This window comes from Candidatus Magnetaquiglobus chichijimensis (genome assembly GCF_045865675.1).
GTDB classification, from domain to species: Bacteria; Pseudomonadota; Magnetococcia; order Magnetococcales; family Magnetaquicoccaceae; genus Magnetaquiglobus; species Magnetaquiglobus chichijimensis.
Genome location: NZ_BAAFGK010000004.1, coordinates 796,922 through 823,917, shown reverse-complemented (window position 1 = coordinate 823,917; position 26,996 = coordinate 796,922). Strand labels below are relative to the sequence as shown.

Below are 26,996 nucleotides of genomic sequence, written 5' to 3'. Positions count from 1 at the left end.
GCAAGCCGCATGACTCCTTCTGGATTTATCAGGGATTGGGCGAGAATCCGTGATATCTCCGTGAAGGGACAAGCAGTCCATGACCACGCTTGAATGGATCGCAGTCGGACCAGGGGATTATAACCCCCCCGCGCCCGACGTCAACAGGGTGCTCATCTTGGGCATGACCGGTCGCGCCGCGTGAGTCGTACCTTTCATCCGGCGTTTCGAAGTCGGTCATCCCCTGGATTGAGTCATGAGGATCGCTCGCGCCCCGGCACGGGCGACCCCGGTTGCACGCGCTTCAAAAGCGTGAGGCAGTGGATCGCTTGCGGTCGAACGGGACCCATGCGGCAGATTTTGCCTGTTCTCTTGCCTGGAATGTGTTAACATGACTCCGACCCGATTGGTCATGCAATCCTATTTGTGGATTGCATGGTTCGGGGTGGGGGCTTGACCCCACAGGCTTGTTCGCGTGGCGGGACCTGTTCATGGGGTGCGAGGCGGGGGCGGATGCGTGCGTTATCGGATCTGAATACAGGCAGCTTGTTGGCGATTTTTAAGCAGATCGACTTTTTCGACCCTTTCGACGATCGGGAACGCCTGCTGTTGGCCGGGCGTCACACCCACCTGGTCGCCTATGAGTTGGGCGAATGCCTGATCCAGGAGGGCAGTTCCGAGGAGCGCAGTCTTTTTCTGTTGCTCGCCGGAGAGGCCAGCGTGGTGAAGGAGGGTGCCCGCATCCCGGTGGCATCCCTGGCTCCCGGCGACTTCTTCGGCGAAGTGGCCTTTCTCACCGATCGTCCCCGCACCTCCAACGTCATCGTCCATCCGCCGGAACACGACGCGCCGGAGGTTCCGGCCATTCCCCATCTCTTCGACGTCGGTCTTCCCGAGGCTATCCGGGCGGCAACGGCCCTGGCGCTGCGTTTCGACCCGGCATTGATGAACGTCGCCGACGCCTTGCTGCGCATCAAGATCAAGGACCAGATCATCCGCCATCTGACCCGACGGGTCGATCTGATGCATGCCAAGGTGGTCGAAATCACCGGTCGCGACCCGCAACTCTCCGTGGACGACGAACTCGAGGGCGAACTGCGCGAGCGACAGCATGCCCCGCTCGCCGAACGCGAACGGACCAAGGATCGCCTGATCGAGCAGCTCGCCGCTTTCCTCGACGAACTCAACAACGCTCTGGTGGCCTGTTGAAAAGCCGCGTGCCGATCGCCCGCAGGCGACGTATCGCCATCAGCGCCTGTCTTCTCGGTCTGCCGGTGCGCTACGACGGAGGTCACAAGGCCTGGCCGCTGATCGAACCCCTGATCGCCTCCGGCGCGATCCTCATGCCCTTCTGTCCGGAGAACGAATCCGGTCTGGGGGTGCCTCGCGAGCCGATGCGCCTGGAGGGGGATTCCGACCGGCCCACGCTCCGTACCCTCGAATCCCGCCTCGATCACACCCGACGCCTGATCGCCTGGTCCGAAGAGCGGCTGGAACTCTATGCCGATGCCAGGGTGTCGGGATTCATCTGCAAGGCCCGCTCCCCCTCCTGTGGGGTGCATGGGGTGCCGGTGCACGACGCCGATGGTCAGCCGACGGGGGAGGGCATGGGACTGTTCGCCCGCGCCTGTCGGGCGCGCTTCCCCCATCTGCCCGTCGAGGAGTCCGAACGGTTGGGGGATTGGTCGCGGGTGGTCGCCTTTCTGGAGTGCGAACCGTGCTGAAGATCACCGGCGGGTCGTTGCGGGGACGTCTGTTGACGCTGCCCGAGGATGACCGGGTGCGTCCGACCACGGCGCGGATGCGCGAGACCCTTTTTTCCATGCTCGGGACCAGGGTGGAGGGGGCCTGGGTGCTGGACCTGTTCGCCGGCGGGGGAACGCTGGGCATCGAGGCGTTGAGCCGGGGGGCGCGCGGGGCGTTGTTCGTGGAGCGGGACGAGGCGGTCGTTGCCCTGATCCGGAAAAACCTGCTCTCCCTCGGTCTGGAAGCGCGTGCCGAGGTGCGGCGCGATACGGTGCCCGGCACCGGGATCGTCGAGTCGATCCGCCGCGCGGCGCTGTCCCGCTTCGCCGACTGGCCCGGATTCGATCTGGTTTTCATGGATCCTCCCTACCACTCCGGACTCCTGGCGCCGACCCTGGCGATGGTCGCCAACGCCACCCTTTTGGCCCCCGATGCCGTGGCCGTCGCCGAACACGAAACACTGGCCGTGGCAAAAGGGGTTGCTCCCGCGTGGCGTCCGATGCACAATCGTCGTCAGGGAGAGTCCCAGGTCTCTTTTTGGCGGTGGCGCGGCGAGGTCGCGGAAACAGGGAGGTCATGAACAGAATCGCAGTCTATCCGGGAAGCTTCGATCCCGTGACATTCGGTCATCTGGACATCATCCGGCGCGGAGCGCGGCTTGTCGATCGCCTGGTGGTGGCCGTGGCGGTCAACAGCGAGAAAAACGCGCTCTTCACCGGCGACGAACGAATCGGCTTTCTCCAGGAGGCGGTGGTCGGCATCCCCGGTGTCGAGGTGTGTCGCATGGATGGCCTCCTGGTCGATTTCGTGCGCCATCTCAACGCCCATTTCGTGCTGCGAGGCCTGCGCGCCGTGGCCGACTTCGAATACGAGTTCCAGATGGCCTGCATGAACCGGCAACTGAGTTCGGACGTGGAGACGGTCTTTCTGGTCTCCGGCGAGGAGACCATGTTCCTCTCCTCGCGGTTGGTGCGCGAGATCGCCGGCATGGGCGGTGACGTGACCCGCTTCACCCCGGCGGGGGTGATTCCGGAGTTGCGGCGGCGCATGATGGCCCGGTTGGGACGGGGGCCGGCTTGAAAAAGCTGTTCATCAAGAACTACGGCTGTCAGATGAACGTCCATGACGCGACCCGCATGGCCCAACTGCTGCACGACTCCCTGGGCTATGCCACCATCGACGCACCCGACGAAGCCGATCTGATCATCCTCAATACCTGTCACATCCGCGAAAAAGCCGCCGAAAAGCTCTTCTCCGAACTCGGACGGTTGCGCAAAACCGTGGTCTCGCGCGACGCGATCTTCGCGGTCGGCGGCTGCGTCGGCCAGGCCGAGGGGGATAATGTCTTCAAACGGGCTCCCTTCGTGCGTCTGGTCTTCGGCCCCCAGAATTACCACCGCCTCCCGGAGATGCTCGACCGCCTGGAGAAACAGGGCGGACGGGTGGGGGATTACCAGGAGTCGGTGGATACCAAATTCGATGCCTTGCCGGCCATCCTCACGCCGGGCGTCATCGCCTCGGTGGTGGTTCAGGAGGGATGCGACCGCTTCTGCACCTACTGCGTGGTGCCGTTCACCCGTGGACGGGAGTGGAGTCGTCCGGTGGAGGCGATCTGCGAGGAGGTGACCGCCCTGGTGGCCGGCGGCGCGAAAGAGATCCATCTCCTGGGCCAGAACGTCAACGCCTACCGCGCCCTGGCCCGCGACGGGATCACCCACGATCTGGCGCTCCTGATCCGGCGCGTGGCGCTCATTCCCGGCGTGGCGCGGATCCGCTTCGTCACCTCCCATCCGGCGGACATGAACGACGATCTGGTGGAGATCTTCGCCGAGGTCGAAAGTCTCTGCCCCTATCTGCATCTGCCGATCCAGAGCGGTTCGGATCGAATCCTTGGGTTGATGGAGCGCGGACACACCGCCGCCGGGTATCTGACCTGGATCGACAAACTGCGTCGCGCCCTGCCGGATATCGCCCTGGCTTCGGATTTCATCGTCGGTTTTCCAGGGGAGAGCGAAGCGGATTTTCTGGCAACCCTCGATCTGGCCCGTCAGGTGGCCTTTGATCACGCCTATTCGTTCATCTTTTCGGCCCGTCCCGGCACCGTGGCCGCGGGCATGGGCGATCACGTCCCCCTGCCGGTCGCCCAGGAGCGTCTGGCCCGGCTCCAGGAGGCGCTCGGCGCCTCCCAGTTGGCGAAAAATCTCGCCCGCGTCGGGTGCGAGGAGTCGGTGCTGGTGGAGGGGATCTCCAAGCGCGATGGAGGGGAGTTGACCGGTCGCACCGGCCACAACCGTACCGTCAATTTCCCCGGCACCCCGGAGCGGATCGGCCAGATCGTGCGCGTGCGCGTCACCGACGGGTTGGCCAACTCCCTGCGAGGACAGTTGATCTGAATGTCCGCGTCCTCCTTTTCGTCCGACGAGACGAATTCATTTCAGGATCCTACCCACACAGCCGTAAATGGACGTGATGGGGGCAACTCTTCCCCGAATCATCCAACCTGTCACGACCGTTCGGTGGCGCATGAGGACGTCATGCCGGGCGGGGTGGGCGTCGAACCGGTGGACGGGGGAGAGGGGCTCACCCTCACCTTTCCGGACAATCGGCTGACCGTCCTGTTGTTCGGGGCCTTCGATGCCCATCTGCACCGTCTGGAGGCGCGGCTCGGCATCGCTTGCTATCCGGTCGGAAACCGGGTGACGCTGATGGGACCGCCAGAGATGCTGGAGCGGGCGCGCGGTCTGCTGACCGTGCTTTATGGCGCGCTCGAGATGGGACAACGGGTGGACGAGGCGCGGGTCGAGGCCGGGATTCTGGCCCTGGAGCGCCCGGAAGATGGGCCCGATCCCCTGGACGAGGCCGCGGTCCTCAAGACCCCCTTGCGGGAGATCCGTCCGCGCACTCCGCGTCAGGCCGATTACATCCGCGAACTGACCCGGCGTCCCCTGGTGTTCGCCATCGGTCCGGCGGGCACGGGCAAGACCTATCTGGCGGTGGCCGCGGCGGTGCTGGATTTCATCGAGGGTCGGGTGGGGCGCATCGTCCTCACCCGACCGGCGGTGGAGGCCGGGGAGCATCTCGGGTTTCTGCCGGGGGATTTGCAGGACAAGGTGGATCCTTACCTGCGCCCCCTGTATGATGCGTTGTACGACATGCTCGGTTACGAGAAGGTGGAACGGATGCTCGGACGCAACCAGTTGGAGATCGCACCCTTGGCCTACATGCGCGGACGTACCCTGGCCGAGGCGACCATCATTCTGGATGAGGCGCAGAACACCACCATCGAGCAGATGAAAATGTTCTTGACCCGTTTGGGAGAGGGTTCGCGGGTGGTGGTGTCGGGCGATGTCACGCAGGTCGATCTGCCTTCCAACCGCCGTTCCGGACTCTCGCACGCCCTGGAGGTGCTCAAACGGGTGGAGGGGATCTCCTTTGTCTGGTTTACCCACCGGGATGTGGTACGCCACCCCCTGGTGAAGCGGATCGTGCAGGCCTATGAAGAGGCGGCGACCCGGGAAGGGATGGCGGCGGGCCGGTTGGCATGAGCAGGTTGGTTGCGAGGGTACGATGGGAACGGAACGGGTGAAATTGGGAGAGCGTTCGCGGGGTCGTCCGACGGATCGCCCGATGTTGCCTTCCTGGACGACGCTGTTGGATCTGGCTCTGTTTATCGTGGTGGTCGCCATGCTCACGGTGATTTTTTCACCGGTGGTGTTGCGGCCTCTCTATCTGCCGGAAGTGGGCGACATCGCCACCCGCGACATCAAGGCGGATCGCGATATTCTGGTCGAGGACGCGGTAACCACCAAAAAACGGCGTCAGGAGGCGGCTGCCGCGGCGGTGCCGGTCTACGACTGGGATCCGGGCGTGATGGAGACCGTGGCACGGCGCATCGGCGAGCACCTGAAATGGCTCGACGAGTCGCGCGGCGCGGCGGTGTCGCGGTTGGATTGGGACAAACTGCGCGATACCTTTTCCGAGCGCATCGAGGAGGTGATCGACGAACAGGCCTTCTCGGCGCTGGTGGCCACCAAGGATCTGATCGGCCTCTCCAACGAGATCGGCGCCTGGCTGACCGAACACGCCCAGATCCGCGTGGTGAGTGGTCCCGAGGTGCTCAACGACCTGGCCCACAATCCGTTCGTGATCCACTCCATGGGGGATGAGGAGATTCGCACCTCGGGGAGCGGCGCTGCCGGCCTGATGGATCTGATCGGCATGCGACGCATGCTCGAGAAGTCCGGCGAGGACCGTTTCACCCATTTGCCGGGTGTGATGCGCAAGTGGATCATGGAGCAGATCAGCGTCAACATGCGACCCACGCTGGTGCTCAATCTGGCCGAAACCCGCACCCGTCGCGAACTGGCCGCCGCCGGGATCGATCCTGTTTTCTATCGGGTACGACGCGGCCAGTTGGTGATCCAGGAGGGGGCCGAGGTCACCGATGCCGCCCGTTTGAAGATCGAGGCCCTCAACCAGACCCGTTGGACCGGCAAGATGGCCCTCAACCTCATGGGACTGGCCATGGCGTTGATTCTCCTCATGTGGCTTGGACGCCGCTTTCTCGTCACGACCTCCGCAGACTTCCCGCGCGATCGCAAAACCCTCTATATCCTCGGCACCATCCTGCTGATCACCTCGCTGCTCTCGAGCCTTATCTTCACCATGGGGCAGGGGTTGACCGATTTCTTCGGCCTGCCGGCGCGACTGGCCAACTATCTGCCCATCACCGCGCTCGGGTCGGCCATGGCCTCCCTCACCATTGGCGCGCGGGCCGGGATTCCGGGCGGCGCGATGCTGCTCGGGGCGATTCTGTCGTTTCTGTCGGCCATGGAATCGGATGGCGGGTTGCCGATCTTCCTGTACTTCATGGTCGGCTCTCTGGCGGGTGGGGCCACGCTGCGGGTCTGTCGCAAACGCTACGACGTGTTGATTTCCGGCTTCTGGATCGGCCTGACCCAGGCGTTGGCCGTTCCGGCGGTGGAACTGCTTTCGGATCGCATGCCCTCCCTGGACTGGCTGGCCGGAGGCGCCGTCGCCCTGACCAGCGGCATGCTGATCGGATTGTGGGGACTGGCCCTGATTCCGCTGTTCGAATACCTCTTCGACATCACCACCGACTCCCGGTTGCTGGAGTTGGCCAGCGGGGACCATCCGCTGCTCAAGAGCCTCTCCCTGCGCAGTCCGGGCACCTACCACCATTCGGTGATGATGGGCAATCTCGCCGAGGCCGCCGCCGAGAGCATCAATGCCAATCCGCTCCTGGCTCGGGTCATGGCGATGTATCACGATGTCGGCAAGATGAACAAGCCCCACTACTTCGTGGAAAATCAATCCGGCGAGAACCGTCATGATCACCTCTCTCCGTCCATGTCGGTGCGGGTGATTCAGGGGCATGTGAAGGATGGGGTGGAGATGGTGCGCGAGTACAAGCTCGGCGGACCGATCCTGGAGGCGGTGACCACCCATCACGGCACCACCTTGTTGCAATATTTTCACAACCGCGCGGTCAATCAGGCGGCCAAGCGCGGAGAGAAGATCGACGATGCCGATTTCCGCTATCCCGGTCCCAGGCCGCAATCCAAGGAGGGGGGAATCCTGATGCTGGCCGACTCGGTGGAGGCGGCCTCGCGTACCCTGAAAACCCCCTCGCCGGCGCAAATTCAGTCCCTGGTGGCGCGCATTGTCGCCTCCAAGATCGCCGACGGGCAGTTGCAGGAGTGTCGGCTCACCCTGCGGGAGATCTCCCGCATCGAAGATGCCTTTACCCGGGTGTTGACCCTCGGGTTCTACCATCGCCGGATCGAGTATCCGGATCAAGTCAAGAAACGCACGGAAGGAGCGCGTCATCATGTCGGCCACGGTTCTGGTAAACCTGTCGTCCCCTCTGTGGCCCGCGGAGGATGAGGAGCGGGTCGCCCGCGCGGTGCATGCCACCCTGGAGGCGGAAGGACGCGCGGGCGAGGAGATCGAGGTCGGGGTGCTGCTGACCGATGACGCGGAATCCCGGCGCATCAATCAGGAGTTTCGCGGGCTGGACCGTCCGGCCAACGTGCTGTCGTTCGCCATGGAGGAGGGGGAGGCGTTTCCGGATCCGGAGAGTGGCGCGGTGTTGCTGGGGGATGTGGTGATCCCCTTCGAGACCACGCTGCGAGAGGCCGGAGAGGCGGGGTTGGCGCCTGGGGATCGTCTGGTCCATCTGGTGGTGCATGGGGTGCTGCATCTGCTCGGTTACGACCACGAACGTTCCGAGTCCGAGGCCGAGCGTCAGGAGGCGCGCGAGGTGGCGATCCTGGCCGGCCTGGGCATCGCCAACCCGTATGAAATCTGATACCCTGCTCGGACGGGCGATCGCCCGGTTGCAAATCCGTTCGACGCGGAACGCTCTTCTGGCTTTCCTGGCCGGCATGCTGGCGATGTGGGGACTGCCGCCCGGTCCGAATCCGCTTTGGGCCGTGCTGGGCGTGGCCATCTGGTTGCGCCTGCTGGAAAACACCGCTTCCAAACGGGGAGCGTGGCTCGGATTCCTGTTCGGGCTGGGCCACTTCCTGGTGGGACTCGACTGGCTCTGGACCAGCCTGCACGTCTACGGAAAAATCCCCTCGCCGGCAGCCCTGTTGGTGATCGTGCTGCTGGCTGCGGTGCTCGCCCTTTATCCCGCCCTGTTTGGCGCACTGTTCGCCAGGCTCAACGCCCGTCCGTTGTTCATTCTCGCCGTCGCGCCTGCCTTGTGGGTGGTGACCGAATGGTCGCGGGCCCATCTGTTCAGCGGTTTTTTCTGGAATCCCCTCGGCCAGACCTGGGATGCGGCGCCGATCCTGTTGCAACTGGCGGATCTGGGCGGGGTCTATCTGCTTTCGGCGTTGACCCTGTTCCTGGCCGCTGCGGTTGCCTGGATCTCCCGTCCGGAGAGCTGGCAAAGGCCGGCTGGGGTCGGCGCGGTGCTTTTGTTGGCCATCGGGGTGTGCGCCGCCGGTTACGGGTATGGGGCGTGGCGCTGGCAAAGCCTGGCCGATGCCGAAACGTTGCCCGAAGCGGCGCGAGAATTGCGCGTCGCCCTGGTGCAGGGCAACATCGCCCAGGATCTCAAATGGGCGCCCGAACGACAGAAGGAGTGGCTGGAACGCTACCTCGATTTGACCGCCGGGTTGAATCAGCCGGTCGATCTGGTGGTCTGGCCCGAGACCGCCGCCGCCTTCTTTCTCCAGGCATCCCCCAGGGAGCTGGCCAGGATCGTGGAAGTCAGTCGCGGCATCGACGCACCGATCCTCACCGGCGCGCCGATGTATGATCGCATGGATGAGCGTACCCTGCGCTTTTTCAACAGCATGGTCATTATCGGCTCGGAAGAGATGGGGGATTTCGACTACCGCTACGACAAACACCATCTGGTGCCGTTCGGAGAGTACATTCCGTTTCGCTCCCTGGTGCCGGATTCGGTGCATAAACTCACCCACGGCAGCAAGGATTTCACCCCTGGTCCCGGCCCGGAGCTGTTGCGCTGGGAGATGGGGGATATCGGTCCCCTGATCTGCTACGAGGTGATCTTTCCGGACGAGGTGCGTCATCTGGCGGCGCAAGGGGCCAGATGGTTGATCAATCTCACCAACGACGGCTGGTTCGGCGAGTCGGCCAAGCCGCAACATCTGGCCATGGCGCGCATGCGCGCGGTGGAAAACCGTCTGCCGATGATCCGGGTGGCCAATTCTGGCATCTCGGCGGTCATCGATCCTCTGGGACGGGAGCTGGGACGGATCCCTTCCAACGAACAAGGCGCTCTGGTGGTCACCCTTTTCGCCGGTCCCGGTGGGAGCTTCTGGTCTGGATACGGTCACCTGTGGCCGGCCTTCTGGGCCGGGGTGTGTCTGATTTTCTGGGTGGCCGGTCGCATCGGGCGCGGATCCGAACCGCGTTGACAGGGGGATCAGGCCCGTTTGAAACCGGGCGGGCAATGCGTTATGAAATAACTTATTCGCATACCTCGAGGATCCGGTCCTGAAGCAGCAGCGCGTCGAGCAGATTCTGGCTGGCCAGGCTGGGAAACCCGGCGGATTGAAAGGGACCGAAAAAAAGCGGGAACGATCCGGCCAGCGCGCCGTGCATCGGCGAGTCGAAGCCATCGAGCACCTGGATCCCCTTGAGAAAATCCACCAGCCGGTGACCCGCCTCCAGAAAGGTGGTATCGCCCAAGGTCTGATGGAGCCGGAAACAGACCACGGAGAGCTGGGCACTGCCGGTCAGACAGGCGGCGGACGAGGCGTGAGACCAGTCGGCCCGCCATCGGCCCGGCAGGAATCCATCGGATCGGATGAGGCGCACCATCGGCAACGTGCCGCGCCGCGCCGCGTCGATGAGGGTGGTGTCGTTGCTGGCGATGCCGGTTTCGAGCAACCCTTGCAGCGTCTGGGCGATGGCAAGGGTCCGGGGAGCCGACTGCCGCGCGGGATCGTTGCGCGCGAACCAGCCATTTTCCTGTTGCAGGGTCAGGGTGTTTCGGGCCAGTCGCAGCGCCGCATCCCGGTAACCGGGAATCCCGTTTTGCATGCCGAACCGATACAACCCCCAGGCCATGAGCACCTGGTTGGCCTGGAGCGTCCGGAGCGACGGGGGTGTCTGCTCCTCGACCTTCAGGCGGGTCAGCAGAAAGTCGGCGGCGCGGCGCGCGGCCTGTTCGATGCGCAGGTCGGGTTCGTGTTCGAGCAGTGCGGCAAACCCGTGCAACATCTGGCCGGTGGTGAGCAGCGGCATCGATCGGGAGGAATCCGGCGTGGTTTGTATCGCGCCGGAGGGCCGTTGGAGATCCGCCGCCCAGCGGGCCATGGCCAGCACCCGTTCACGCATCACGGCATCGGAAAAGCGGAGCGCGTAATCGAGGAGCGAGGCCAGAACGGCACCGGTGCTCTCCGGACAGGAGGGGCGCCAGCCAGGGCTTGGAAGTGGGACGGCACCGGGGCTCTCCGGACAGGAGGGGCGCCAGCCAGGGACCGAAGGCGGGTATTCCGCCGGGTCGCAGGGGAAATATCCCTCGGAGATCCCATCATCGGGCGTGGCCTCCCAGGCGCGGACCAGCCATTCGGCGGTGGCGTGGGCCCGTTGCCGGCAGGCGCCGTCTACGGGTTGGACGCTGCCGGTGAAATGGCGGAGTTGATCGTGCCAGGCCACGCGGGCGAACGCCCGGTGGCGGGGCAGGCGTCCCAGGCGTGCCAGATGGTGCCGCAGGTTTTGGAAAGGTCCCCGGAGCCAGGCGGATCCGAGGAGAGCGAGCAGCGTGCCGGTGCGGAGCGTGGTGTTCATGGGGTGTGACGGCGGGTGGGGTGAAGCGGTTGGGTGGTCATGGGGGAATTCTAGCGGCAATGTCAGGCGGTTGCCATGCTTTTCCGCATGGGGAGCGTTGGGGGGATCGGGGCGTGGGGGCACGGCGGGCGTGTTGGTCACCCGGCGGATGTCAGGGCGGCATGGTCTGTTTATTGCTTGGTTCGAAGTGTCATTGTCAGCCGTGGAACCCCTGTCAGGAGCTTCACGGTCGGGGGGTAATGAGATTCTCCCCCCATCAGGCACGTTTGAGGCGATGGTTGGAGAGGAGATCGCACATGTTCGAAACCGCGGATTGGATGCGCATCCAGTTGGATCTGATCAAGGGGGTTCCCGTGGCCTATCAGAGTCTGTTGACCCGTTTGCAAAAGGAAGGGTTGAACGAAATGGAAGGCGGGGTGGATGGGCCGCGTCTTTCCCGGTTGCGCGGCATTCTGGACGAGTGCTGCGATCGGTTCGTGATGCGCGCCTGATTCGGGTGGGGCGCCGCCCGCCTGATCAGACCTTGCCGTGGCACGCGCATCGGCGGGCACCCGGGAAGCACATGACCGCAGACAGATTGCCTTGATCAGACCTTGCCGTGGCACGCGCATCGGGGGCACGGTCGGGGGAAAAGGGGTTCTCTCTCTCCCCATCCTGCAAGATTATCTTGAAGAGCCGCGCAAGCCGGATTAACATGGGCTTTTTTTCCAAGATCATTCGGGCGGGATGGGAGTGCCGGTTGCAATGGGTGTGGAGATGGCGGTCTTGAGCGGCGAGAACGTAGAACTTCCTTTTCACCGGCGCCTGGAAGGTCGTTTTGACGGGATGATTCGTCTGGCGGATCTCACGGTGCTCGGGGAGGCGGTCGCCCGACACGACGGCTGGTACGTTCTCGAACCGCGCGAGCCCTTCCCGGAGCAGCCCATCGATGGCACGGCGGCCAGTGCGCATCTGCAAGATCTGGTCGCCGAGATCCTGCGCGAGGAGCGTGGCGTGTGGACCACCATGGTCTATGTGCAGAGCTTCGAGGATCCGCGCATCATCAAGGTGTTTCACCCGCGCCGCGCCGGTTGTGGCTGCGGTGGTGGTGGAGGGATTCTCCCCTGGAAGGTCTTCACCCGTTTCAAGCCCGAGCCGGTCCCGGCCTGGGAGTCCACCATCTGCGCCACCCCCTCCGGCGAGCGCACCGCCTCGTGGTTCAAAAAGCTTTTCTGATGTACCCCTCCTCTTCCCGACCTGAACCGTGGAACCTTTCGGGAGTCCCACGGTCCAGGGTCGGTCCGACGTCGTGACCCGATGACGAATCACGCCCCATAGGTGCACAGATAGGCCGTATCCACCGCCACTTTCAGCTGGAATTTGGCGTTGGCCGGCACGATGAAGCTCTCGAACGGCTCAAAGGTGCGCCACTCCGACGCGCCGGGCAGCATCACGGTCAACGCGCCGCTGACCACGGTCATGGTCTCGAGCTGACTGGTGCCGAACTCGTATTCGCCGGGCACCATCACGCCGACCGTGGCCGGAAGGGTGGCGGTCTGGAAGGCGATCGACTTGACCGTGCCACCAAAATACTCATTCACTTTCAACATGTTCTTCTCCGGTTTGCATGCATTGAATTGAGAACGGCTCTTGCCTGTCCGCTTACGGCAGGGGCCGCAACACCACGCGCCGATTCTTGGCGCGTCCCTCCTCGGTATCGTTGGAGGCGATCGGTTGTTCGAATCCCAGCCCGATCACCTGCAACCGCCCGACCTCGATCCCGCGTCCGGCCAGATGATCCCGCACCGCCTCGGCGCGGCGCCTGGAGAGGCGTTCGTTGGATTGGGCGGAGCCGATGCGATCGGTATGTCCCTGAATCTCCACCCGCAGGGTCGGATTCTCCTTCATGACCCGCGCCACCCCGTCGAGCAGAGGGTGGTCGGCGGCGGCGATCGCATGACGGTTGGTGGCGAAACGGAGATTTTCCAGCACCCAGCAGCCCGTCTCGTTGACCTTGGCACCGCTCGGGGTGTCGGGACATTGATCCCGATCATCGGGCACCCCATCCCCGTCCCGATCGAGGGGACACCCCTTTTCATCGACCTCGACCCGCTTCGGGGTCTGTGGACAACGGTCCAGGTCATCCGTCACCCCGTCGCCGTCGCTGTCCAGGGAACACCCCTCCGCATCGACCGGCACCCCCTTCGGGGTGGCCGGACAGCGATCCTTGCCATCTTTCACCCCATCGCCATCGGCATCGTTCAAATCGTCGCAATGGTGGACCACCCCCCGGAAATAGCAGGGGGTACCCTGTGTCATGGTGGTGAGGAGGGTCGGGTTGGCCCCCAACTCGGGATCTGGCGCCAGCGCACCGGAACAGCCGCCCAAGAGCAACGGGATGGCGACCCACCTGGATACACCCACCAGGCGCGTGACGAATCGGGATGGTCTCATCGGAAGCGCGCACTCCTCGTGGCAGTGGTTCGGGCGTGGATGGCTGGAAGCGTGCTTGCCAGGCTGGCCAACGCCGGGTCGGATCGATTCGTGCGTTCCGGGTCACGCGGTCATGGAGCCTGGATCCACAAAGAAAGCACGGACAAAGGCCCATTCTAGCACGCGCGATTGGCGAAATCCAGCCGATCGACTCGGCTTATCCATTCGATAATCCGATCAAAAAGAAGCTCTTGGCGCTTTTGACATGCCAGAAAGGCCGGCACGCCAACGCCGTCATGGTTCCACCATCCGATAATCTTTGGCCAGGATGCGCGCCATTCTCCGCAAGAACGACACGCGGGGCCAGAAACCATAAGCGGAATCGGTATTTCCAGGATGATCTCACGGTGGAATGTCAAATGGAAAAATGCCGGCATGCCACTTGCTAAAGTACCGGCAACCTCGCAATCGTTACTGGGAATTCTGGAACAAGGTTTGATTAATTAGTTGAAATTAAATAACTTAATAAAAATTACGTTAAATTATTGTCACATTTGGCAACAAAACCATGCAAAAGCAGGGGTCAAGCTCCCAACGCTTGCCCCGCGTCTTGAAAAAGGCACACGAAGGAGACCGGATCATGTTGGACAGACGATTTGTTCTCAAGGCTTTGGCTCTCTCCATGGGCGGACTGCTCCTCCCTGGATCGATGGTGCATGCGGCCATGTCCAGACCGCGCATCACCGATGTGCGATTTTCCACCACCCCCAACCGCACCCGCATCATCTTCTCCCTGAATCAGGAGATCAAACACTCCCTGGCCACGCTGCGGGATCCGGATCGGGTGGTGCTCGACCTCCAGGATACCGAACTCTCTTCGGATCTGAATCTGCTCTCCTTCACCGATCCGATCGTGCGCAAGGTGCGGACCGACTCCCTGGGAAACGGCACCATGCGCGCCGTCTTCGAGTTGCAGGACGATGCCAGCAGCCGGGCTTTCCTGCTCAAGGACAAGGAGGGTGGGCGTCCCCGTCTGGTGGTCGAGTTCACCGCCACCGATACCCGGGATGAGGCGGATGCCGGCACGGCGCAACCGAACCGGCTCGAAAGACCGCTGGTGGCACGCAAGGGCAAGCGGGATATCGTCATCGTGCTCGACCCGGGACATGGGGGGATCGATCCGGGCGCCATCGGCGCAGGTGGCGTCAAGGAGAAGGATGTGGCCCTGTCGGTCGCCCGGCAGGTGGCCCGCGAGATCAATGCCACTCCTGGTTACAAGGCCTTCCTCACCCGCAACGAAGACCGTTTCGTGGGGTTGAGCCGTCGCTGCGCCATCGCCCGCAACCACAAGGCCGATCTCTTCATCAGCCTGCATGCCGATGCCTTCCATATCCCCTCGGCGCGTGGGGCCTCGGTCTACTGCCTTTCCGAGCGGGGACGCCGCAATCCGGTTCCCGCCAACCAGAAATCCCTGATGCTCGGCAATACCCTGCTTTCGGCCATCGCCAGCACCCCGAGTCTCTCCCTGCATTTCAAGACCATCAAACAGGCCCGCTTCGCAGTCCTCAAGACCCAGGAGATCCCTTCGGTTCTGGTGGAAATGGCCTTCTTGAGCAACCGCCAGGAGGAGATGCTTCTGCGCAAAAGTTCCCATCAGGCATCCCTGGCCAAGGCGGTCACGGTCGGTGCCAAGAATTTCGTGCAGAAGACCGGGTTGGTGTAAGCCTGTTGAAAAAGAGGGCCATTTCAAGCGTCATAGAGGGTGTTGAACGGTTAAAATATTAACAAAAGTAATAAAATCCTCCAAAAAAACGGGGTGAGACCGATGGTTCTCACCCCTTGATCCTTCCTGCCTGTACAGGCAATCGGTCGAGGAGCGCGGCGCGCACCAACCGATTGCCACCCCCTGGTCAATCGGCTTTCCACCAATCCTTGGGAATCAGATTCAGCTCGCCGAGTTTCACCAGCAACTTGCCACGGGTGATCGGCTTGTTGAGGTAATCGGAGCAGCCGCCCACGTCGAAGGCTTCGGTGATCTCGGACATGGCATCGACTGCGGTGACCATGATGATCGCGGCGCGGTTGTCATCCGCGACCTGATACTCCCGTTCCAGGGCCCGCATTTTTTTGAGGGCCTCCTGGCCATCCATGATCGGCATCATGATGTCGAGCAGCACCAGATCATAGGGGGTGCCGTCCACCAGTTCGGCCTCGAAGATCTCCACGGCCTCTTGTCCGTTGGTCGCCACGTCGCAGTGGGCGAATGGCTTGAGAATGTCGGCGAGAAGCGAGCGATTTTCCGGGATGTCATCCACGATCAAGACGTTCATGTTGTGCCTGGCATTCCGAGATCGGAGAAAGGTTACGGATTGTTACAAAGTTCATCAGATATATTCATAGCAAACCTATCCGTTATCGGCAAGTAGAAATCCGCAAAAAGCAACCGGGAATGGTCAAATCCATTCCCGGTTGGAGCCGACGTGGAGCAGGAGCCCGACGGATCACTTTTTGGCCGTGGCGCGCTGATCGATCCACTTTTGCCACACCAGAATGAATCCCAGGGCAATGAAGGCGCCCGGCGGAAGAATGAAACCCAGTGCCGGTTGGTAGTCGAGGGGCATGATCTGCTGACCGAGCCATTGACCCGAACCGAGCAGTTCTCGCACGCTGCCAAGCAGGAACAGAGCGAAGGTGAAGCCCAGGCCGGTGAAGACCCCGTCGAGAATCGAGCCGATGACCGAGTTTTTGGAGGCGAACGCCTCGGCGCGTCCCAGGATGATGCAGTTGACCACGATCAGCGGGATGAAGAGTCCCAGCACCTTGTGCAGATCGTGCACGAAGGCGTTCATGGCCAGATCGACGATGGTGACGAACGAGGCGATGATGATGATGAAGGCCGGGATGCGCACGTCGTTGGGAATCACCTTGCGCACCATCGACACCACCATGTTGGAGCCCACCAGCACGGCGGTGGTGGCCAGTCCCATGCCGATGCCGTTTTCCGCCGAGGTGGTCACGCCCAGGGTCGGGCACATGCCGAGCATCTGGACAAAGACGCCGTTGTTTTTCCAAAAGCCGTTGACGATGATTTCCTTGGTCTCGGATACGCTCATTTGGCGGACTCCTCGGCAGGGGTTTTGAAGATCGTGTCCTGATTTTCCGCGTAATAATCCAGACCGCGCTTGATGGCGTTTACGATGGCGCGCGGGGTGATGGTGGCCCCGGCGAACTGATCGAACTCGCCGCCATCCTTTTTGACCCCCCATCTGACATTCTTGAGATTCTTGCCGATGAAGGCGCCGAGCCAGTTGTTTTTGAAGATCTTGTCCCCCAGCCCTGGCGTTTCGGCGTGGGAGACGATGTTGATGCCGGTGACGGTCCCCGTGGCATCGACGCCCATCAGGATATCGATGTTGCCGGAGTAGCCATCCGGGGCGGTGATCATGAAGGCCACGCCATGATTCGCGCCACCCTTGCGGGAGCGGTAGAACGGCACCGGTTTGGCCTTGCGGTTGATGCGTTTGTCGCCGAGTTGGACGAAATCCTTCTCCGGCGCGTTGTCGAATCCCTTGGGCAGCACCTGGGTCAGGGCGTTGAGCAGTTCCTGCCGTTGGGTGTGAGCGATCGGCGCGCGGGTGACATCCTCGACGCCAGCCAGGATCGCCGTGGCGATAAGACCCACGATCATGAGCGTGACACCCATCTTGAGAAAATGCGGCATTGGCGGTCTCCTAGAGGGTCTGTTTCTTTTTGCCGTAGGTCAACGGCCTGGTATATTGATCGATGAGGGGCACGGTGGCGTTCATGATGACGATGGCGAACGACACCCCTTCCGGATAGCTCCCCCAGGTGCGGATCAGGAAGGTCAGAAGCCCGCAGCCGACCCCAAAGATGATCTGTCCCTTGGGAGTGACCGGCGAGGTGACGTAATCCGTTGCCATGAAGAAGGCGGCGATGATCAGACCGCCGGTGACCAGATGGAACAAAGGATCCGGATATTTGGTGTGATCGATGAGCCAGAAGATCGCCGCAGGCACGATGCAGCCAAGAATCATGGACATCGGAATGTGCCAGGTGATGATCTTTTTGCGCAGCAGGTAGATGCCGCCCAGGGTGAGCAGAATCGCCGAGGTTTCGCCCAGGGATCCCTTGATCATGCCGCCCATGGCGGCCAGGATGTCGAAGCCGAAGGCGCCGCCCAGGGCCTCGCGCACGGTTTTCCCCATGCCAATCTCGGTGTGGTATTGACCGAGCGGGGTGGCGGTGGAGAGGGCATCCAGCATTTCCGGGGTGTTGAACGGGGCGGAGATGATCATCGCCAGTCCCTGGGAGAGGGAGAGGGCGTGATCGCCGGTCAACGGGGTTGGCGCCGGCCAGGAGGTCATCTGCACCGGGAAGGAGATGAGCAGGAAAACACGGGCGATCATGGCCGGGTTGAACATGTTGTAACCCATGCCGCCGTAGAGTTGTTTGCCCAGAACGATCGCGAAGACGCCGCCCACCAGGCAGAGCCACCAGGGGGAGTTGGGCGGCATGCTCATGGCGAGCAGCAGGCCGGTGAGCAGCGCGGATTGATCGCCCACGGTGGAGGGGCGTCCCCGGATGGCGTTGAAGAGCCGTTCCGAGACCACGCAGGCGGCAACGGTGATCAGCATGACGAACAGGGCCGACCAGCCGAATACCATGACACCCATGGCCGCGGCGGGCAGCAGGGCCCAGATCACGCTTTTCATCACCTCGGAAATGGACAATCCCCCATGCACGAAAGGCGAGGAGGAGATCTTGAAGCTGCTTTTGGTCATGCGACACTCTCCACGGTGGCGGGGTTGGCGGTTTCATCCGCGAATTTCGCGGCAGCCGCCTTTTTGCGTGTACCGGCAGACGGATGAATCTCTTGTTGCGGTGCGATGCACGGTTCGCGGGGCTTCCCGGAGCGCTGCTGCGGAGGAATCGACAACCGGGCGGGCATCGGGATCTTCTCAAGGGCGCCGTACCTGACGAGAGGGTTGATCTCGGCAGGGTGCACTCTGGCGTGAAAGTTTTTCAATGTGCGTTGTATGAGTCCCATGTTGACGCCTCACGTGCCTCGAGCTTGCATGATGTGGGATCCATCTCTCCCGGGCATCTCTTTTTGAGAGCCCCTTTGGAAACGTTGCCGACCGGATGGCGGCAGGGATTGTCCATCAGTGAAGCGTCTGATACGGGTTCGGTTTGACCCATTGCCAATTCTGGAGGGTAGTTTGAATCGGCACCATTTCGATGCAATCGACCGGACAGGGTTCGACGCAGGCCTCGCAGTCGGTGCACATTTCGGTGATCACGGTGTGGGACTGCTTGTTGGCGCCGACGATGGCATCCACCGGACAGGCCTTGATGCAGGCCGTGCAGCCGATGCACTTCTCTTCGTGGATGTAGGCGGTACGGGGTCCATGCTCTTCCATGGCCACCGGTTCCACCCCCAGGATGGCGGCGATGGCCTCCATGGCTTGGGTGCCGCCGGGGCTGCACAGACCGATGGAGACCGGTTCCTCGCCGGCCAGGGCCTCGGCGTAGGCGTGGCAGCCGGGATAACCGCAGTTGCCGCAGTTGGTGGAGGGCAGGGCGGACTCCAGATTGGAGACCAGGGGATCCTCCTCGACATGGAACTTGATGGCCGCGTATCCGAGGCCCAATCCGGCGACGAGGGCCATGCCGCCCATGCTCAAGACCGCTTCGATCATGGTTTACTCCTACTCGCAGTGAGACGTTCCTTGCTGGATGAGCGCCGCATTTCAAGAAAGGGGGGTCACTTGACCATGCCCGCGAAGCCCATGAAGGCCAGCGACAACAGACCGGCGTTGACCAGGGCGATCGGCGCCCCCTTGAACAGGGTCGGCACGTCCGACAGATTGATCCGTTCGCGCATGCCGGCGAACAGAACCAGGATCAGCCCGAAACCGGAGGCGGCTCCGAAGCCGTTGATGGTCGCCTGAAGAAAATTGAGTTCCTTTTGGATGTTGATGATCGTCACGCCGAGCACCACGCAGTTGGTGCTGATGAGCGGCAGGAAGATACCCAGCGAGTCGTAGAGGGCCGGGCTGGTTTTGTGGACGATCATTTCGGTCAGTTGCACCAGGGCGGCGATCACCAGGATGAAAGAGAGGGTGCGCAGGTAGTCGAGTCCCAGGGGATCGAGAATGTAGCGCTGGGTCAGCCAGGTGATGATCGACGACAGGGTGATGACGAACACCACGGCATAGGCCATGCCCACGGCGGTCTCGACCTTTTTGGAGACGCCCAGAAACGGGCAGATCCCCAGAAATTTACTCAAGACGAAGTTGTTGACCAGAATCGTGCTGACCAGAATCATGATATAGTCCGTCATGGCGAGCGCACCTTTCGTGGAAGTTGCTTGGTCTGGCGGATTTCGACGCCCCTCAACGTCAAGATCCGATTGCGTGGCAGGATGAAAGCGGAATATTAGATACTACTTATTTAAATGCCAGACAATGGAAAAAATTCTTCCCCAACATCATGATGCCCCGCGACATCGCTTGACGGATCGGTGAAAGGGGGGCAAAATGATATCTTTTTGTAGCGGTAACAATGGCTTGTCAATTCAACACGATCGGGAGGATCGGAATGCCACATATTCAAGCAGAACAAATTTTGGATGCCTTGAAACAGGTCATGGATCCGGATTTGAAGCGCAATATCGTGAGTCTGGGTTTCGTAAAGGATATCGTGATCCAGGGAGGTCAGGTCTCTTTCAAGGTTGAGCTGACCACACCGGCCTGTCCGGTCAAGGGGTTGCTGCAAAAACAGGCACACGACGTCGTCGCCGCCCTGCCGGGGGTGGAGTCGGTCGAGGTGACCATGACCGCCCAGGTGCGTCATGCCCAGAAAAAGGAGAACACCGATCTGATCCCTGGCGTGCGCAACGTGATTGCCGTGGCCTCGGGCAAGGGTGGGGTGGGCAAGTCCACCACGGCGGTCAACCTGGCCCTGGCCCTGGCTGCGAGCGGGGCGTCGGTCGGCATCCTCGACGCGGACATTTACGGTCCATCCTTGCCGCGCATGTTGAATGTGAGCGAAAAACCGGAACCGGGCGAGGGGCGCAAGATGTCTCCGTTGCGCGCGCATGGTTTGGAGGCGATGTCCATGGGGTTTTTCATGGACGAGGCTCAGCCGGTGGTGTGGCGTGGTCCGATGGTGGGCATGGCGGTGGAGCAGATGTTGCGGGATGTCGATTGGGGCGAGTTGGATTATCTGGTGGTGGATCTTCCACCGGGAACCGGGGATGCGCAACTGACTCTGGCCCAGAAGGTGCCGATCACCGGCGTGGTGATCGTCTCCACGCCCCAGGCCGTGGCCTTGGCCGATGTGCGTCGTGGGGTGAACATGTTTTTGAAGGTGGATGTCCCGGTGCTTGGGGTGGTCGAGAATATGTCGTATTATCTCTGCCCGCAATGTGGGCATCGGGCGGATATTTTCGATCATGGTGGTGCGCGTGCCGAGGCGGAGGCCATGGGCACGGAGTTTCTGGGTGATATTCCGTTGGATATCGTCATCCGTGAGAAGATGGATGTCGGCACGCCGATCGTGGTGGCGGCTCCGGAGAGTCCCCAGGCGCTCAAGTATCGGGAAATCGCGGAGAAGGTGGCGGCCAAGGTGGCCAGCATGGGATTTGGGGAGAGTCGGTTCCCCAACATCGTCGTGGAGTAGGGATGGGGGAAGGGGAAAGCCCTGCTTGAGGATGAAAACCGTTCGTGACTCGGCGTGCGAAAGACAAAGACTCAAGAAAATTCAAGATAAAAGCAACAGCCAAGGTGAAAACCTCAGGGCTTCGCCCCGAACCCCACCAGGGGCCATTGGCCCCTGGATCCCGCCAAGTTTTGAAACCTGAACGGGATCCGACCGCCACCACGCTCAGGCCGCCGCGCTCTGTACCGCCGACAACTCCTCAATCGAGAAGATCTTGTCGATGTCCAGAATCATGATGAATCGGCCATCCTGCTTGCCCATCCCCTTCAGGAACTCCGCACGCAACCGCATGCCGATCTTCGGCGGAGGCTCGACCTGATCCGGCTCCAACTCCATCACCTCGCGCACCGAATCCACCAGAGCCCCCATCACCACCACACCGTCATCCTGGGCGATCTCCAGAATGATGATGCAGGTGTTGACCGATTTTTCACTCTGACCCATGTTGAACTTCAACCGCATGTCCACCACCGGCACCACGCTGCCGCGCAGGTTGATCACCCCGCACATGAAATCCGGCGTCCGTGGCACCTTGGTGACCGAAGAGTATTCCAACACCTCGCGGATCTTGGCGATGTCCACCGCGAAAACCTCGGCGCCAAGGGTGAAGGTGAGATATTGGGTCGAGGTGGTTGTATTCTTGCCGTTCATGCGTATCTCTCGATCAGGCAGGAGGGGAAGATCCGGAGCCATCACGCGCATCCGATGCGGAGCTGGCATCCAATGACAAACGCGAGGCGACATCCAGAGTCTCATGGCCCCGCGATGAAATCACGGTTTCAGACGCATTAGTACCCGCACTCGCAACAGGATCGGTCGGCGCAAAATAGGAGGTCGCCTGTTTCAAGGGACCGGTGGTGATGTCAAACACCCCCTTGGCGGCCAGAATGATCTCCCGCGCGATCCTCTGATTTTTCTTGAGCTGGTCGTCCAACTTGTCCAAGGTGACGAAAATTCTGTCTGGATTGTGCTCCAGGGCCACCACGGGTGTCAACTCCGCCGGTTGGGGCATGGGCACCACGGGCATGAGCCCATCCAAAGAGGCCACGGAGTGGTTGGCAGCCTCGAGCCGTTCGACGATCTGCCGGTCCATCTCCGCAATCTCGGCCTGCAACTCACTCACGAGCCGCTGGAATGATTCGCCGGGCCGGGACTCTTCCCGGTCGTGCTTGCCATGCTTGCCGTGCTTGCCCGACTCCTCGCCGTTCTTGGGGCTGGATTGGGCCCGTTTGACCAGTTCCACCAGACCGGCACGCAAACGCAAGGTACGCTCCTGGAGCGCATGCAACGTGCTGGCATCCTCATGCACCCAATGCTTGCCCTCGGTGACCGCGCGGGCGGTGACCACCGCCAACTGCTCGGATTCGCGCAACAGACGATCATACGTCTCGACCAGGCGATTCCGATCGTCGATCAGCCGGGCGTTCTCCTCGGCGGTCTGACGCGCCCCCTCGAGAATGGCCGCACGCACCTCGGCGAGACTCTCCGAACCCACCGCCGACTCTCGGGAGATGAGCATGGCCTGGGAGGCGAGCCGGCGGATGCGGATCGAAAGGGGATCGGCAGCCTGATGAATGCGCTGTCCGGCCAGGGTCACCTCCTGGGAGAGGGTGGACAGGGAGCGGGTCAAGGCGCCGAATTCGTCCTGACGTGCGAAGGTATCCGGCGTGCCGAAATGACCCGAGGCCATGCGGTTCAGGGCAAACGCGGTCTCCTCGAGGGGAATGAAGAGCGTGCGTCGCAGAAAACGGTAGCCGATCAGGGTCAGAACCAGCACCAGCAGGATGCCGGCCAACAGAATCCATCCGTTGCCCTGGCCGGTTGACGGATCGTCCCACTCCGCCTCGACGATCATCGTCCAGGTGAAGCCGTCGAGCGGCAACGGGGCGATCGCGGCCAGAACCCGCTTGCCATCGGCGCGACGGGTTTCCAGGGTGACCGTCTCCCCCGCCAGTCCGCTTTGGATCGCCTCGGCGGAGGCCAACGCCGTGGCGGGAGAACCGATGAAAGCCGTGGCCGTGGTGGGATTGGCCGGATCGGTGAAGGCGTCCGAACGCAATTTCTGATCCGGGCCAACCAGGAGCAGACGATACGGGGTCGATTGCACCAGGGGATGCAGCAGGGCGGTGATGGCGTCCGGCGCCAGCTGCAAGGCGGCGATCAGCACGATCCGTTCCTTGTCGAGCACCGGTTGGGCCATGAAAAAGGCCGGCTGGTTGTCGCTGGGCGGGTAGGGGAGCAGATCCGAGAGACCGGCCTGACGGCTCTTGACCACCCGGCGGATCAACTGGCCCAGATTGGTGGCGGCGTAGGGTCCGGTGATCAGATTGGTGCCGAAATCGGCTTGTCGGGCGACGCTGTAGAAGATCTCTCCCTCGGGATGGATCAGGAACAGATCGAAGTAACCTGCGGTTTCGCTGAATTTTTGCAGTCCGAGACGCTTCCCACCGGCTTCGGGATTGAAGATCTGGCGGGTATCCCTGGTCGCGAGGATTCCCCAGCGCAACCCCTTCACCCGCAACGGCGCCCAGGCCCCAAGCCGGGACGGACCATTGGTGTCGGTGAGAAGACCGGACCCCTCCTGACCATCGGAGATGGCCTTCTTGACCGTTTCCGCGACAGGCATGGCCTTGCCGCCGGTCCCCGTCGCCTCGAAGGGCATCCCGTCGCCGTCGATCAGGATCAGTTGTCCAGCTGTCTGGCCATCCACGCCGGCCTGGGCCAGACGGGCCAGGGAGGTGCGCGCCACTCGCATCAGCAGAGAGCCGATCACCACGCCATCCTTTTTCACCGGAACCCCGAGAATCAAGGAGGCGGCGTGATCCGCGGGCGCGCCGGGAAGGGTATCCTGCACCGTCACCCCTTCCATGGCCTGACGATGCGCCACGGCCAGGGGACTCTCCTTCAACGGTTTTTGCAGGATACTGGAACCCAGGTCCGCGCGGTGTTGCAGGGTGTAGACCACATCTCCGAGCGGGGAGATGAAATAGAGATCCTCCACCCCTTGATTGGTCTGACGCCCTTGCATCCAGGGGACGAACCCCTCCACCGTTTCGCGCCAGTGTTTGTCGTCGCTCTTGCGCCCCCCTTGCCGGAACAGCCAGTCGATGGCCGCGACCCGTTTGACGAAATCCGGATTGGTGGACAGTTGGGTCAGGTCTTGGAGTTGGTTGGCCAGATGGGATTCGATCCGTTCCCGCTTGAGATCGCGCAAGGCTTCGAGGGCGCCTCGGGCCTGCTGTTCTCCCTCGGCGACCAGTTGCGTGAGGATCTCCAGGTCGGCGCGTCGTTCGGCCAGATGACGCTTGATCTCGGACGCGGCCATCTGACGCACCGCCTCCAGGCGGGTCGAGGTCTGGGTCAGACGGCTCTGTTCGTTTTGATGATCGCGCAGCCACCAGAGGATCGAGAGGGGAATCAGCCCACAAAGCAGCAACAGACCCGTGAGCTTGGTGCGCAAGCGGATGTCTTGCAGTCTGATCATGCCGATTCCACGAGGCTGTTTACCGTTTCGATCGCTTGGAGAGTCGCGAGGGACATGAAAGATGCGATCACCGTCCCCGCAAGGTACGTGGGAACGTTCCATCGAGGCGGTTTGGGGCACAAACCGGCCTCGGCGAACGTTTGGATCAACGTCAGCGGGCAACCAGGCAAACTTAAAGCCGCTCGCTTGATCAAGAGAACGGGTGGGGTGCGCTTACGCTGCATCCAACTCGCGGATCTCCTCCTCCTCGACGTAACGGACCATCTTGTTGAGGTCCAGAATCAACGCCACGCCGCCATTGCCCAGAATCGTGGCCCCGGAGAACTCCTCAGAGTGCTGGAAATTCTTGCCAAGGGTTTTGATGACCGTTTGATGCTGCCCGACCACCTTGTCCACCACGAAGCCGATCCGTTTTTCATCCACCTCGGCGATGACGATCTGTTCGATTTCGGGCGCGGTTCCGGAGATCTCGAACCGGTCGCGAATGCGGATGTAGGGGATGATCTCGCCACGCACGTTGATCACATGCCGGCCATGGGCCTTCTTCACGTCTTCGCGCGAAAGCTCGACACACTCCTCGACCGCAGCCAGAGGCAGCACGAAATACTCATCTTCCACCATCACCAGCAACCCTTCGATGATGGCCAGGGTGAGTGGAAGTTTCAGGGTGATGGTGGTGCCCTTGCCGAGCACGCTGGCCACATCGATCGAACCGCGCAGCCCCTCGATGGAACGACGCACCACGTCCATGCCCACGCCGCGACCCGAAACGTTGGTGATTTTGGCCGCCGTGGAGAAGCCGGCGGCAAAGATCAACAGGAACGCCTCCTTCTCGGTCAACTCGTCGTCCGCCGAGATGAGCCCCTTTTCGATCCCCTTGGCGCGCAGCTTCGCCGCGTCGAGCCCGGCGCCGTCATCCTCGACCCGGATCAACACGCTGGCGCCGGAATGGATCGCGGCCAGGGTTATCTTGCCGACCGGATTCTTGCCGCGCGCCCGACGCACATCCGGGGATTCAACGCCATGGTCGATGCTGTTGCGGATGATGTGGACCAGAGGATCGTTCAATTGATCGATCACCGTCTTGTCGAGCTCGGTTTCGCCACCCGAGGTGATCAGTTCGATCTCCTTGCCCAGTTCGGTGGAGAGATCACGCACCAACCGCTTGAATTTGTTGAACGTGGTGTCGATGGTCAGCATGCGGATGCTCATGGTGTTGTCACGCAGTTCCGCAGTGAGTCGCTCCACCTCCTCGGCGATCAATTGCAAGGTGTGATCGCCGATGGTGTTGGCCGTTTGGGTGAGACGCGCCTGCATGGTCACCAACTCGCCGACCAGATCGACCAGGTTGTCGAGCTTGTCGGAGGGGACACGCACGCTGGTGGCGGCCTCGGCGGTTTTTTTCTTGTCCTGCTTTTCCTGGACCACCTGCTGCTCGGTCAGGGCGGCCTTGACCTTGTCGTGGGAGATGACGCCGGCCTGAACCAGTCGATCCCCCAGGGGCAGCAGGGCGGTTTCCAGCTCCTTGGGGTTGATGTCGCCGCGCTCCAGAAGGATCTGTCCGAGCTTCTTGCCCTCCTGCTGGTCGCGCATCGCCTGGTCGCGGTCGATCAGACGGATGTTCAGCTCGCACTCATCCTCGACGAAGATGAAGACATCCCGAATGGCATTCTCGGCGATCTGTGCGGTGAGGAAAATTTCCCAACCCGTGTAGCAGGTCTCCGGATCCATATCCTCGAACTCCGGGATCTTGTCGGTGATCGCCACCACCCGGCAATCGCCCAGATCGCGCAGCTCGTTCAAAAGCAACAGAGGATTGGTGCCGGTGCCGAAGATGTCGGTGTTGGGCACGAAACGGACCCGGAAGATGTTGGATTCGTTGGCTGCGGGCGCGGGGGCCGGTCCCTTGCCGGGCGCGCCGCCAGACGAGGCGGGCGCCGCGCCGGCGGATTTTTTGTCCGGGGTCAGGGAGCGCAGACCGGCAATGATCTTGTTGGCATTGGCCTGATCCGCCGGTTCGCCGCCGGCAGCCGCGTCGAGCATGGCGCGGATCTGGTCTCGCGCCGCCAGCGTGAGGTCGATCAACTGCTTGGTGACCGGGATCGTACCGTTGCGCGCCATGTCGAAGACCGTCTCCACCTCGTGGGTGAATTCGGCCACGGCATCGAAACCGAACATCGCGCCCGAGCCCTTGATGGTGTGCATGGCCCGAAAGACCCGGCTGATCAGCTCCTGTTCCGCTGGAGAGGCTTCCAATTCCAGAAGCGAATCCTCCAGTTCGGAGAGCAGTTCGTAGGCCTCTTCGGTGAAGGCGCTGGTGTCGATTTCCACGTTCATG

The 26,996-nt window shown here is 62.1% G+C and carries 25 protein-coding genes; 13 read left to right on the top strand and 12 right to left on the bottom strand.

All coding sequences use genetic code 11. The features are described 5' to 3' along the window. Positions 1-492 precede the first annotated feature (492 nt). From ACOY6C_RS07815 to lnt, 9 genes are all read left to right on the top strand, one after another. On the top strand, positions 493-1,188 hold the full coding sequence (locus tag ACOY6C_RS07815; protein ID WP_420904917.1) for a cyclic nucleotide-binding domain-containing protein: 696 nt from the start codon (positions 493-495) through the stop codon (positions 1,186-1,188). Continuing rightward, the gene (locus ACOY6C_RS07810; protein ID WP_420904916.1) at positions 1,185-1,703 is read left to right on the top strand and encodes a 2-thiouracil desulfurase family protein; all 519 of its coding nucleotides are present in this window, start codon (positions 1,185-1,187) and stop codon (positions 1,701-1,703) included. The genes ACOY6C_RS07815 and ACOY6C_RS07810 overlap by 4 nt, the downstream gene beginning before the upstream one ends. Continuing rightward, positions 1,697-2,305: a 16S rRNA (guanine(966)-N(2))-methyltransferase RsmD gene (gene rsmD, locus ACOY6C_RS07805; RefSeq protein ID WP_420904915.1), complete on the top strand. Its 609-nt coding sequence runs from the start codon at positions 1,697-1,699 to the stop codon at positions 2,303-2,305. The genes ACOY6C_RS07810 and rsmD overlap by 7 nt, the downstream gene beginning before the upstream one ends. Beyond that, positions 2,302-2,805: a pantetheine-phosphate adenylyltransferase gene (gene coaD, locus ACOY6C_RS07800; RefSeq protein ID WP_420904914.1), complete on the top strand. Its 504-nt coding sequence runs from the start codon at positions 2,302-2,304 to the stop codon at positions 2,803-2,805. The genes rsmD and coaD overlap by 4 nt, the downstream gene beginning before the upstream one ends. Then, positions 2,802-4,118, top strand: a complete 1,317-nt coding sequence (gene miaB / locus ACOY6C_RS07795) for a tRNA (N6-isopentenyl adenosine(37)-C2)-methylthiotransferase MiaB (protein WP_420904913.1) — start codon at positions 2,802-2,804, stop codon at positions 4,116-4,118. Before coaD ends, miaB begins: the two co-directional genes overlap by 4 nt. 123 nt (positions 4,119-4,241) lie before the next feature. After that, a complete protein-coding gene (locus ACOY6C_RS07790) occupies positions 4,242-5,270 on the top strand; it encodes a PhoH family protein (protein ID WP_420904912.1) in 1,029 nt (342 codons plus the stop codon). 82 nt (positions 5,271-5,352) lie between these two features. Beyond that, on the top strand, positions 5,353-7,632 hold the full coding sequence (locus tag ACOY6C_RS07785; protein WP_420904911.1) for an HD family phosphohydrolase: 2,280 nt from the start codon (positions 5,353-5,355) through the stop codon (positions 7,630-7,632). Then, positions 7,577-8,056 carry an rRNA maturation RNase YbeY gene (ybeY, locus tag ACOY6C_RS07780; RefSeq protein WP_420904910.1) on the top strand — a complete coding sequence of 160 codons (480 nt, stop codon included), beginning with the start codon at positions 7,577-7,579 and terminating at the stop codon, positions 8,054-8,056. Before ACOY6C_RS07785 ends, ybeY begins: the two co-directional genes overlap by 56 nt. Beyond that, on the top strand, positions 8,046-9,641 hold the full coding sequence (gene lnt / locus ACOY6C_RS07775; protein ID WP_420904909.1) for an apolipoprotein N-acyltransferase: 1,596 nt from the start codon (positions 8,046-8,048) through the stop codon (positions 9,639-9,641). The genes ybeY and lnt overlap by 11 nt, the downstream gene beginning before the upstream one ends. Positions 9,642-9,693: 52 nt before the next feature. Here the strand turns inward: lnt and ACOY6C_RS07770 are convergent, their stop codons facing one another. Next, positions 9,694-11,019, bottom strand: coding sequence for a hypothetical protein (locus ACOY6C_RS07770; protein WP_420904908.1), 1,326 nt, complete (start codon positions 11,017-11,019; stop codon positions 9,694-9,696). A gap of 296 nt (positions 11,020-11,315) precedes the next feature. Here ACOY6C_RS07770 and ACOY6C_RS07765 point away from each other — a divergent pair, with 296 nt between their 5' ends. Together ACOY6C_RS07765 and ACOY6C_RS07760 are read left to right on the top strand one after the other, a co-directional pair. Next, the gene (locus ACOY6C_RS07765; RefSeq protein WP_420904907.1) at positions 11,316-11,510 is read left to right on the top strand and encodes a hypothetical protein; all 195 of its coding nucleotides are present in this window, start codon (positions 11,316-11,318) and stop codon (positions 11,508-11,510) included. Positions 11,511-11,763: 253 nt separating this feature from the next. After that, a complete protein-coding gene (locus tag ACOY6C_RS07760; protein ID WP_420904906.1) occupies positions 11,764-12,234 on the top strand; it encodes a hypothetical protein in 471 nt (156 codons plus the stop codon). Between the two features lie 89 nt (positions 12,235-12,323). On the opposite strand, the gene ppnP is transcribed toward ACOY6C_RS07760, so the two are convergent. Beyond that, positions 12,324-12,608, bottom strand: coding sequence for a pyrimidine/purine nucleoside phosphorylase (ppnP, locus tag ACOY6C_RS07755; protein ID WP_420904905.1), 285 nt, complete (start codon positions 12,606-12,608; stop codon positions 12,324-12,326). Positions 12,609-12,660: 52 nt separating this feature from the next. Further along, the gene (locus ACOY6C_RS07750; RefSeq protein WP_420904904.1) at positions 12,661-13,452 is read right to left on the bottom strand and encodes an OmpA family protein; all 792 of its coding nucleotides are present in this window, start codon (positions 13,450-13,452) and stop codon (positions 12,661-12,663) included. Between the two features lie 619 nt (positions 13,453-14,071). Here ACOY6C_RS07750 and ACOY6C_RS07745 point away from each other — a divergent pair. After that, positions 14,072-15,154: an N-acetylmuramoyl-L-alanine amidase gene (locus ACOY6C_RS07745; RefSeq protein ID WP_420904903.1), complete on the top strand. Its 1,083-nt coding sequence runs from the start codon at positions 14,072-14,074 to the stop codon at positions 15,152-15,154. A gap of 187 nt (positions 15,155-15,341) precedes the next feature. On the opposite strand, the gene ACOY6C_RS07740 is transcribed toward ACOY6C_RS07745, so the two are convergent. The 6 genes from ACOY6C_RS07740 to rsxA form a co-directional block, all read right to left on the bottom strand. Then, the gene (locus tag ACOY6C_RS07740; RefSeq protein ID WP_420904902.1) at positions 15,342-15,761 is read right to left on the bottom strand and encodes a response regulator; all 420 of its coding nucleotides are present in this window, start codon (positions 15,759-15,761) and stop codon (positions 15,342-15,344) included. A 171-nt stretch (positions 15,762-15,932) separates the two neighbouring features. Next, the gene (locus ACOY6C_RS07735; RefSeq protein WP_420904901.1) at positions 15,933-16,544 is read right to left on the bottom strand and encodes an RnfABCDGE type electron transport complex subunit E; all 612 of its coding nucleotides are present in this window, start codon (positions 16,542-16,544) and stop codon (positions 15,933-15,935) included. Next, positions 16,541-17,134 carry an electron transport complex subunit RsxG gene (rsxG, locus tag ACOY6C_RS07730; RefSeq protein ID WP_420906104.1) on the bottom strand — a complete coding sequence of 198 codons (594 nt, stop codon included), beginning with the start codon at positions 17,132-17,134 and terminating at the stop codon, positions 16,541-16,543. Before rsxG ends, ACOY6C_RS07735 begins: the two co-directional genes overlap by 4 nt. 28 nt (positions 17,135-17,162) lie before the next feature. Further along, the gene (locus ACOY6C_RS07725) at positions 17,163-18,233 is read right to left on the bottom strand and encodes an RnfABCDGE type electron transport complex subunit D (RefSeq protein ID WP_420904900.1); all 1,071 of its coding nucleotides are present in this window, start codon (positions 18,231-18,233) and stop codon (positions 17,163-17,165) included. 381 nt (positions 18,234-18,614) lie between these two features. Next, the gene (gene rsxB, locus ACOY6C_RS07720; protein ID WP_420904899.1) at positions 18,615-19,151 is read right to left on the bottom strand and encodes an electron transport complex subunit RsxB; all 537 of its coding nucleotides are present in this window, start codon (positions 19,149-19,151) and stop codon (positions 18,615-18,617) included. Positions 19,152-19,216: 65 nt separating this feature from the next. Further along, positions 19,217-19,795 (bottom strand): electron transport complex subunit RsxA, encoded by a 579-nt coding sequence (gene rsxA, locus ACOY6C_RS07715; protein ID WP_420904898.1) that lies wholly within the window; start codon positions 19,793-19,795, stop codon positions 19,217-19,219. A 257-nt stretch (positions 19,796-20,052) separates the two neighbouring features. Here rsxA and apbC point away from each other — a divergent pair, with 257 nt between their 5' ends. After that, entirely contained in the window at positions 20,053-21,135 is a 1,083-nt protein-coding gene (gene apbC / locus ACOY6C_RS07710) for an iron-sulfur cluster carrier protein ApbC (protein ID WP_420904897.1), read from the top strand. A 204-nt stretch (positions 21,136-21,339) separates the two neighbouring features. Here the strand turns inward: apbC and ACOY6C_RS07705 are convergent, their stop codons facing one another. From ACOY6C_RS07705 to ACOY6C_RS07695, 3 genes are all read right to left on the bottom strand, one after another. Continuing rightward, positions 21,340-21,825, bottom strand: coding sequence for a chemotaxis protein CheW (locus tag ACOY6C_RS07705; RefSeq protein ID WP_420904896.1), 486 nt, complete (start codon positions 21,823-21,825; stop codon positions 21,340-21,342). A 13-nt stretch (positions 21,826-21,838) separates the two neighbouring features. Next, positions 21,839-24,658: a PDC sensor domain-containing protein gene (locus tag ACOY6C_RS07700; RefSeq protein WP_420904895.1), complete on the bottom strand. Its 2,820-nt coding sequence runs from the start codon at positions 24,656-24,658 to the stop codon at positions 21,839-21,841. A gap of 213 nt (positions 24,659-24,871) precedes the next feature. Then, entirely contained in the window at positions 24,872-26,995 is a 2,124-nt protein-coding gene (locus tag ACOY6C_RS07695; protein WP_420904894.1) for a chemotaxis protein CheA, read from the bottom strand. Between the last annotated feature and the right edge of the window lies 1 nt (position 26,996).

Excerpts from the sequence above, each read along its gene's own strand:
- ACOY6C_RS07815 (WP_420904917.1), top strand. The coding sequence starts at position 493 with ATGCGTGCGTTATCGGATCTGAATACAGGCAGCTTGTTGGCGATTTTT.
- coaD (WP_420904914.1), top strand. The coding sequence starts at position 2,302 with ATGAACAGAATCGCAGTCTATCCGGGAAGCTTCGATCCCGTGACATTC.
- ACOY6C_RS07785 (WP_420904911.1), top strand. The coding sequence starts at position 5,353 with ATGTTGCCTTCCTGGACGACGCTGTTGGATCTGGCTCTGTTTATCGTG.
- ybeY (WP_420904910.1), top strand. The coding sequence starts at position 7,577 with ATGTCGGCCACGGTTCTGGTAAACCTGTCGTCCCCTCTGTGGCCCGCG.
- lnt (WP_420904909.1), top strand. The coding sequence starts at position 8,046 with ATGAAATCTGATACCCTGCTCGGACGGGCGATCGCCCGGTTGCAAATC.
- ACOY6C_RS07770 (WP_420904908.1), bottom strand. The coding sequence starts at position 11,019 with ATGAACACCACGCTCCGCACCGGCACGCTGCTCGCTCTCCTCGGATCC.
- ACOY6C_RS07765 (WP_420904907.1), top strand. The coding sequence starts at position 11,316 with ATGTTCGAAACCGCGGATTGGATGCGCATCCAGTTGGATCTGATCAAG.
- ACOY6C_RS07760 (WP_420904906.1), top strand. The coding sequence starts at position 11,764 with ATGGGTGTGGAGATGGCGGTCTTGAGCGGCGAGAACGTAGAACTTCCT.
- ppnP (WP_420904905.1), bottom strand. The coding sequence starts at position 12,608 with ATGTTGAAAGTGAATGAGTATTTTGGTGGCACGGTCAAGTCGATCGCC.
- ACOY6C_RS07750 (WP_420904904.1), bottom strand. The coding sequence starts at position 13,452 with ATGAGACCATCCCGATTCGTCACGCGCCTGGTGGGTGTATCCAGGTGG.
- ACOY6C_RS07745 (WP_420904903.1), top strand. The coding sequence starts at position 14,072 with ATGTTGGACAGACGATTTGTTCTCAAGGCTTTGGCTCTCTCCATGGGC.
- ACOY6C_RS07740 (WP_420904902.1), bottom strand. The coding sequence starts at position 15,761 with ATGAACGTCTTGATCGTGGATGACATCCCGGAAAATCGCTCGCTTCTC.
- ACOY6C_RS07735 (WP_420904901.1), bottom strand. The coding sequence starts at position 16,544 with ATGAGCGTATCCGAGACCAAGGAAATCATCGTCAACGGCTTTTGGAAA.
- rsxG (WP_420906104.1), bottom strand. The coding sequence starts at position 17,134 with ATGGGTGTCACGCTCATGATCGTGGGTCTTATCGCCACGGCGATCCTG.
- ACOY6C_RS07725 (WP_420904900.1), bottom strand. The coding sequence starts at position 18,233 with ATGACCAAAAGCAGCTTCAAGATCTCCTCCTCGCCTTTCGTGCATGGG.
- rsxB (WP_420904899.1), bottom strand. The coding sequence starts at position 19,151 with ATGATCGAAGCGGTCTTGAGCATGGGCGGCATGGCCCTCGTCGCCGGA.
- rsxA (WP_420904898.1), bottom strand. The coding sequence starts at position 19,795 with ATGACGGACTATATCATGATTCTGGTCAGCACGATTCTGGTCAACAAC.
- apbC (WP_420904897.1), top strand. The coding sequence starts at position 20,053 with ATGCCACATATTCAAGCAGAACAAATTTTGGATGCCTTGAAACAGGTC.
- ACOY6C_RS07705 (WP_420904896.1), bottom strand. The coding sequence starts at position 21,825 with ATGAACGGCAAGAATACAACCACCTCGACCCAATATCTCACCTTCACC.
- ACOY6C_RS07700 (WP_420904895.1), bottom strand. The coding sequence starts at position 24,658 with ATGATCAGACTGCAAGACATCCGCTTGCGCACCAAGCTCACGGGTCTG.
- ACOY6C_RS07695 (WP_420904894.1), bottom strand. The coding sequence starts at position 26,995 with ATGAACGTGGAAATCGACACCAGCGCCTTCACCGAAGAGGCCTACGAA.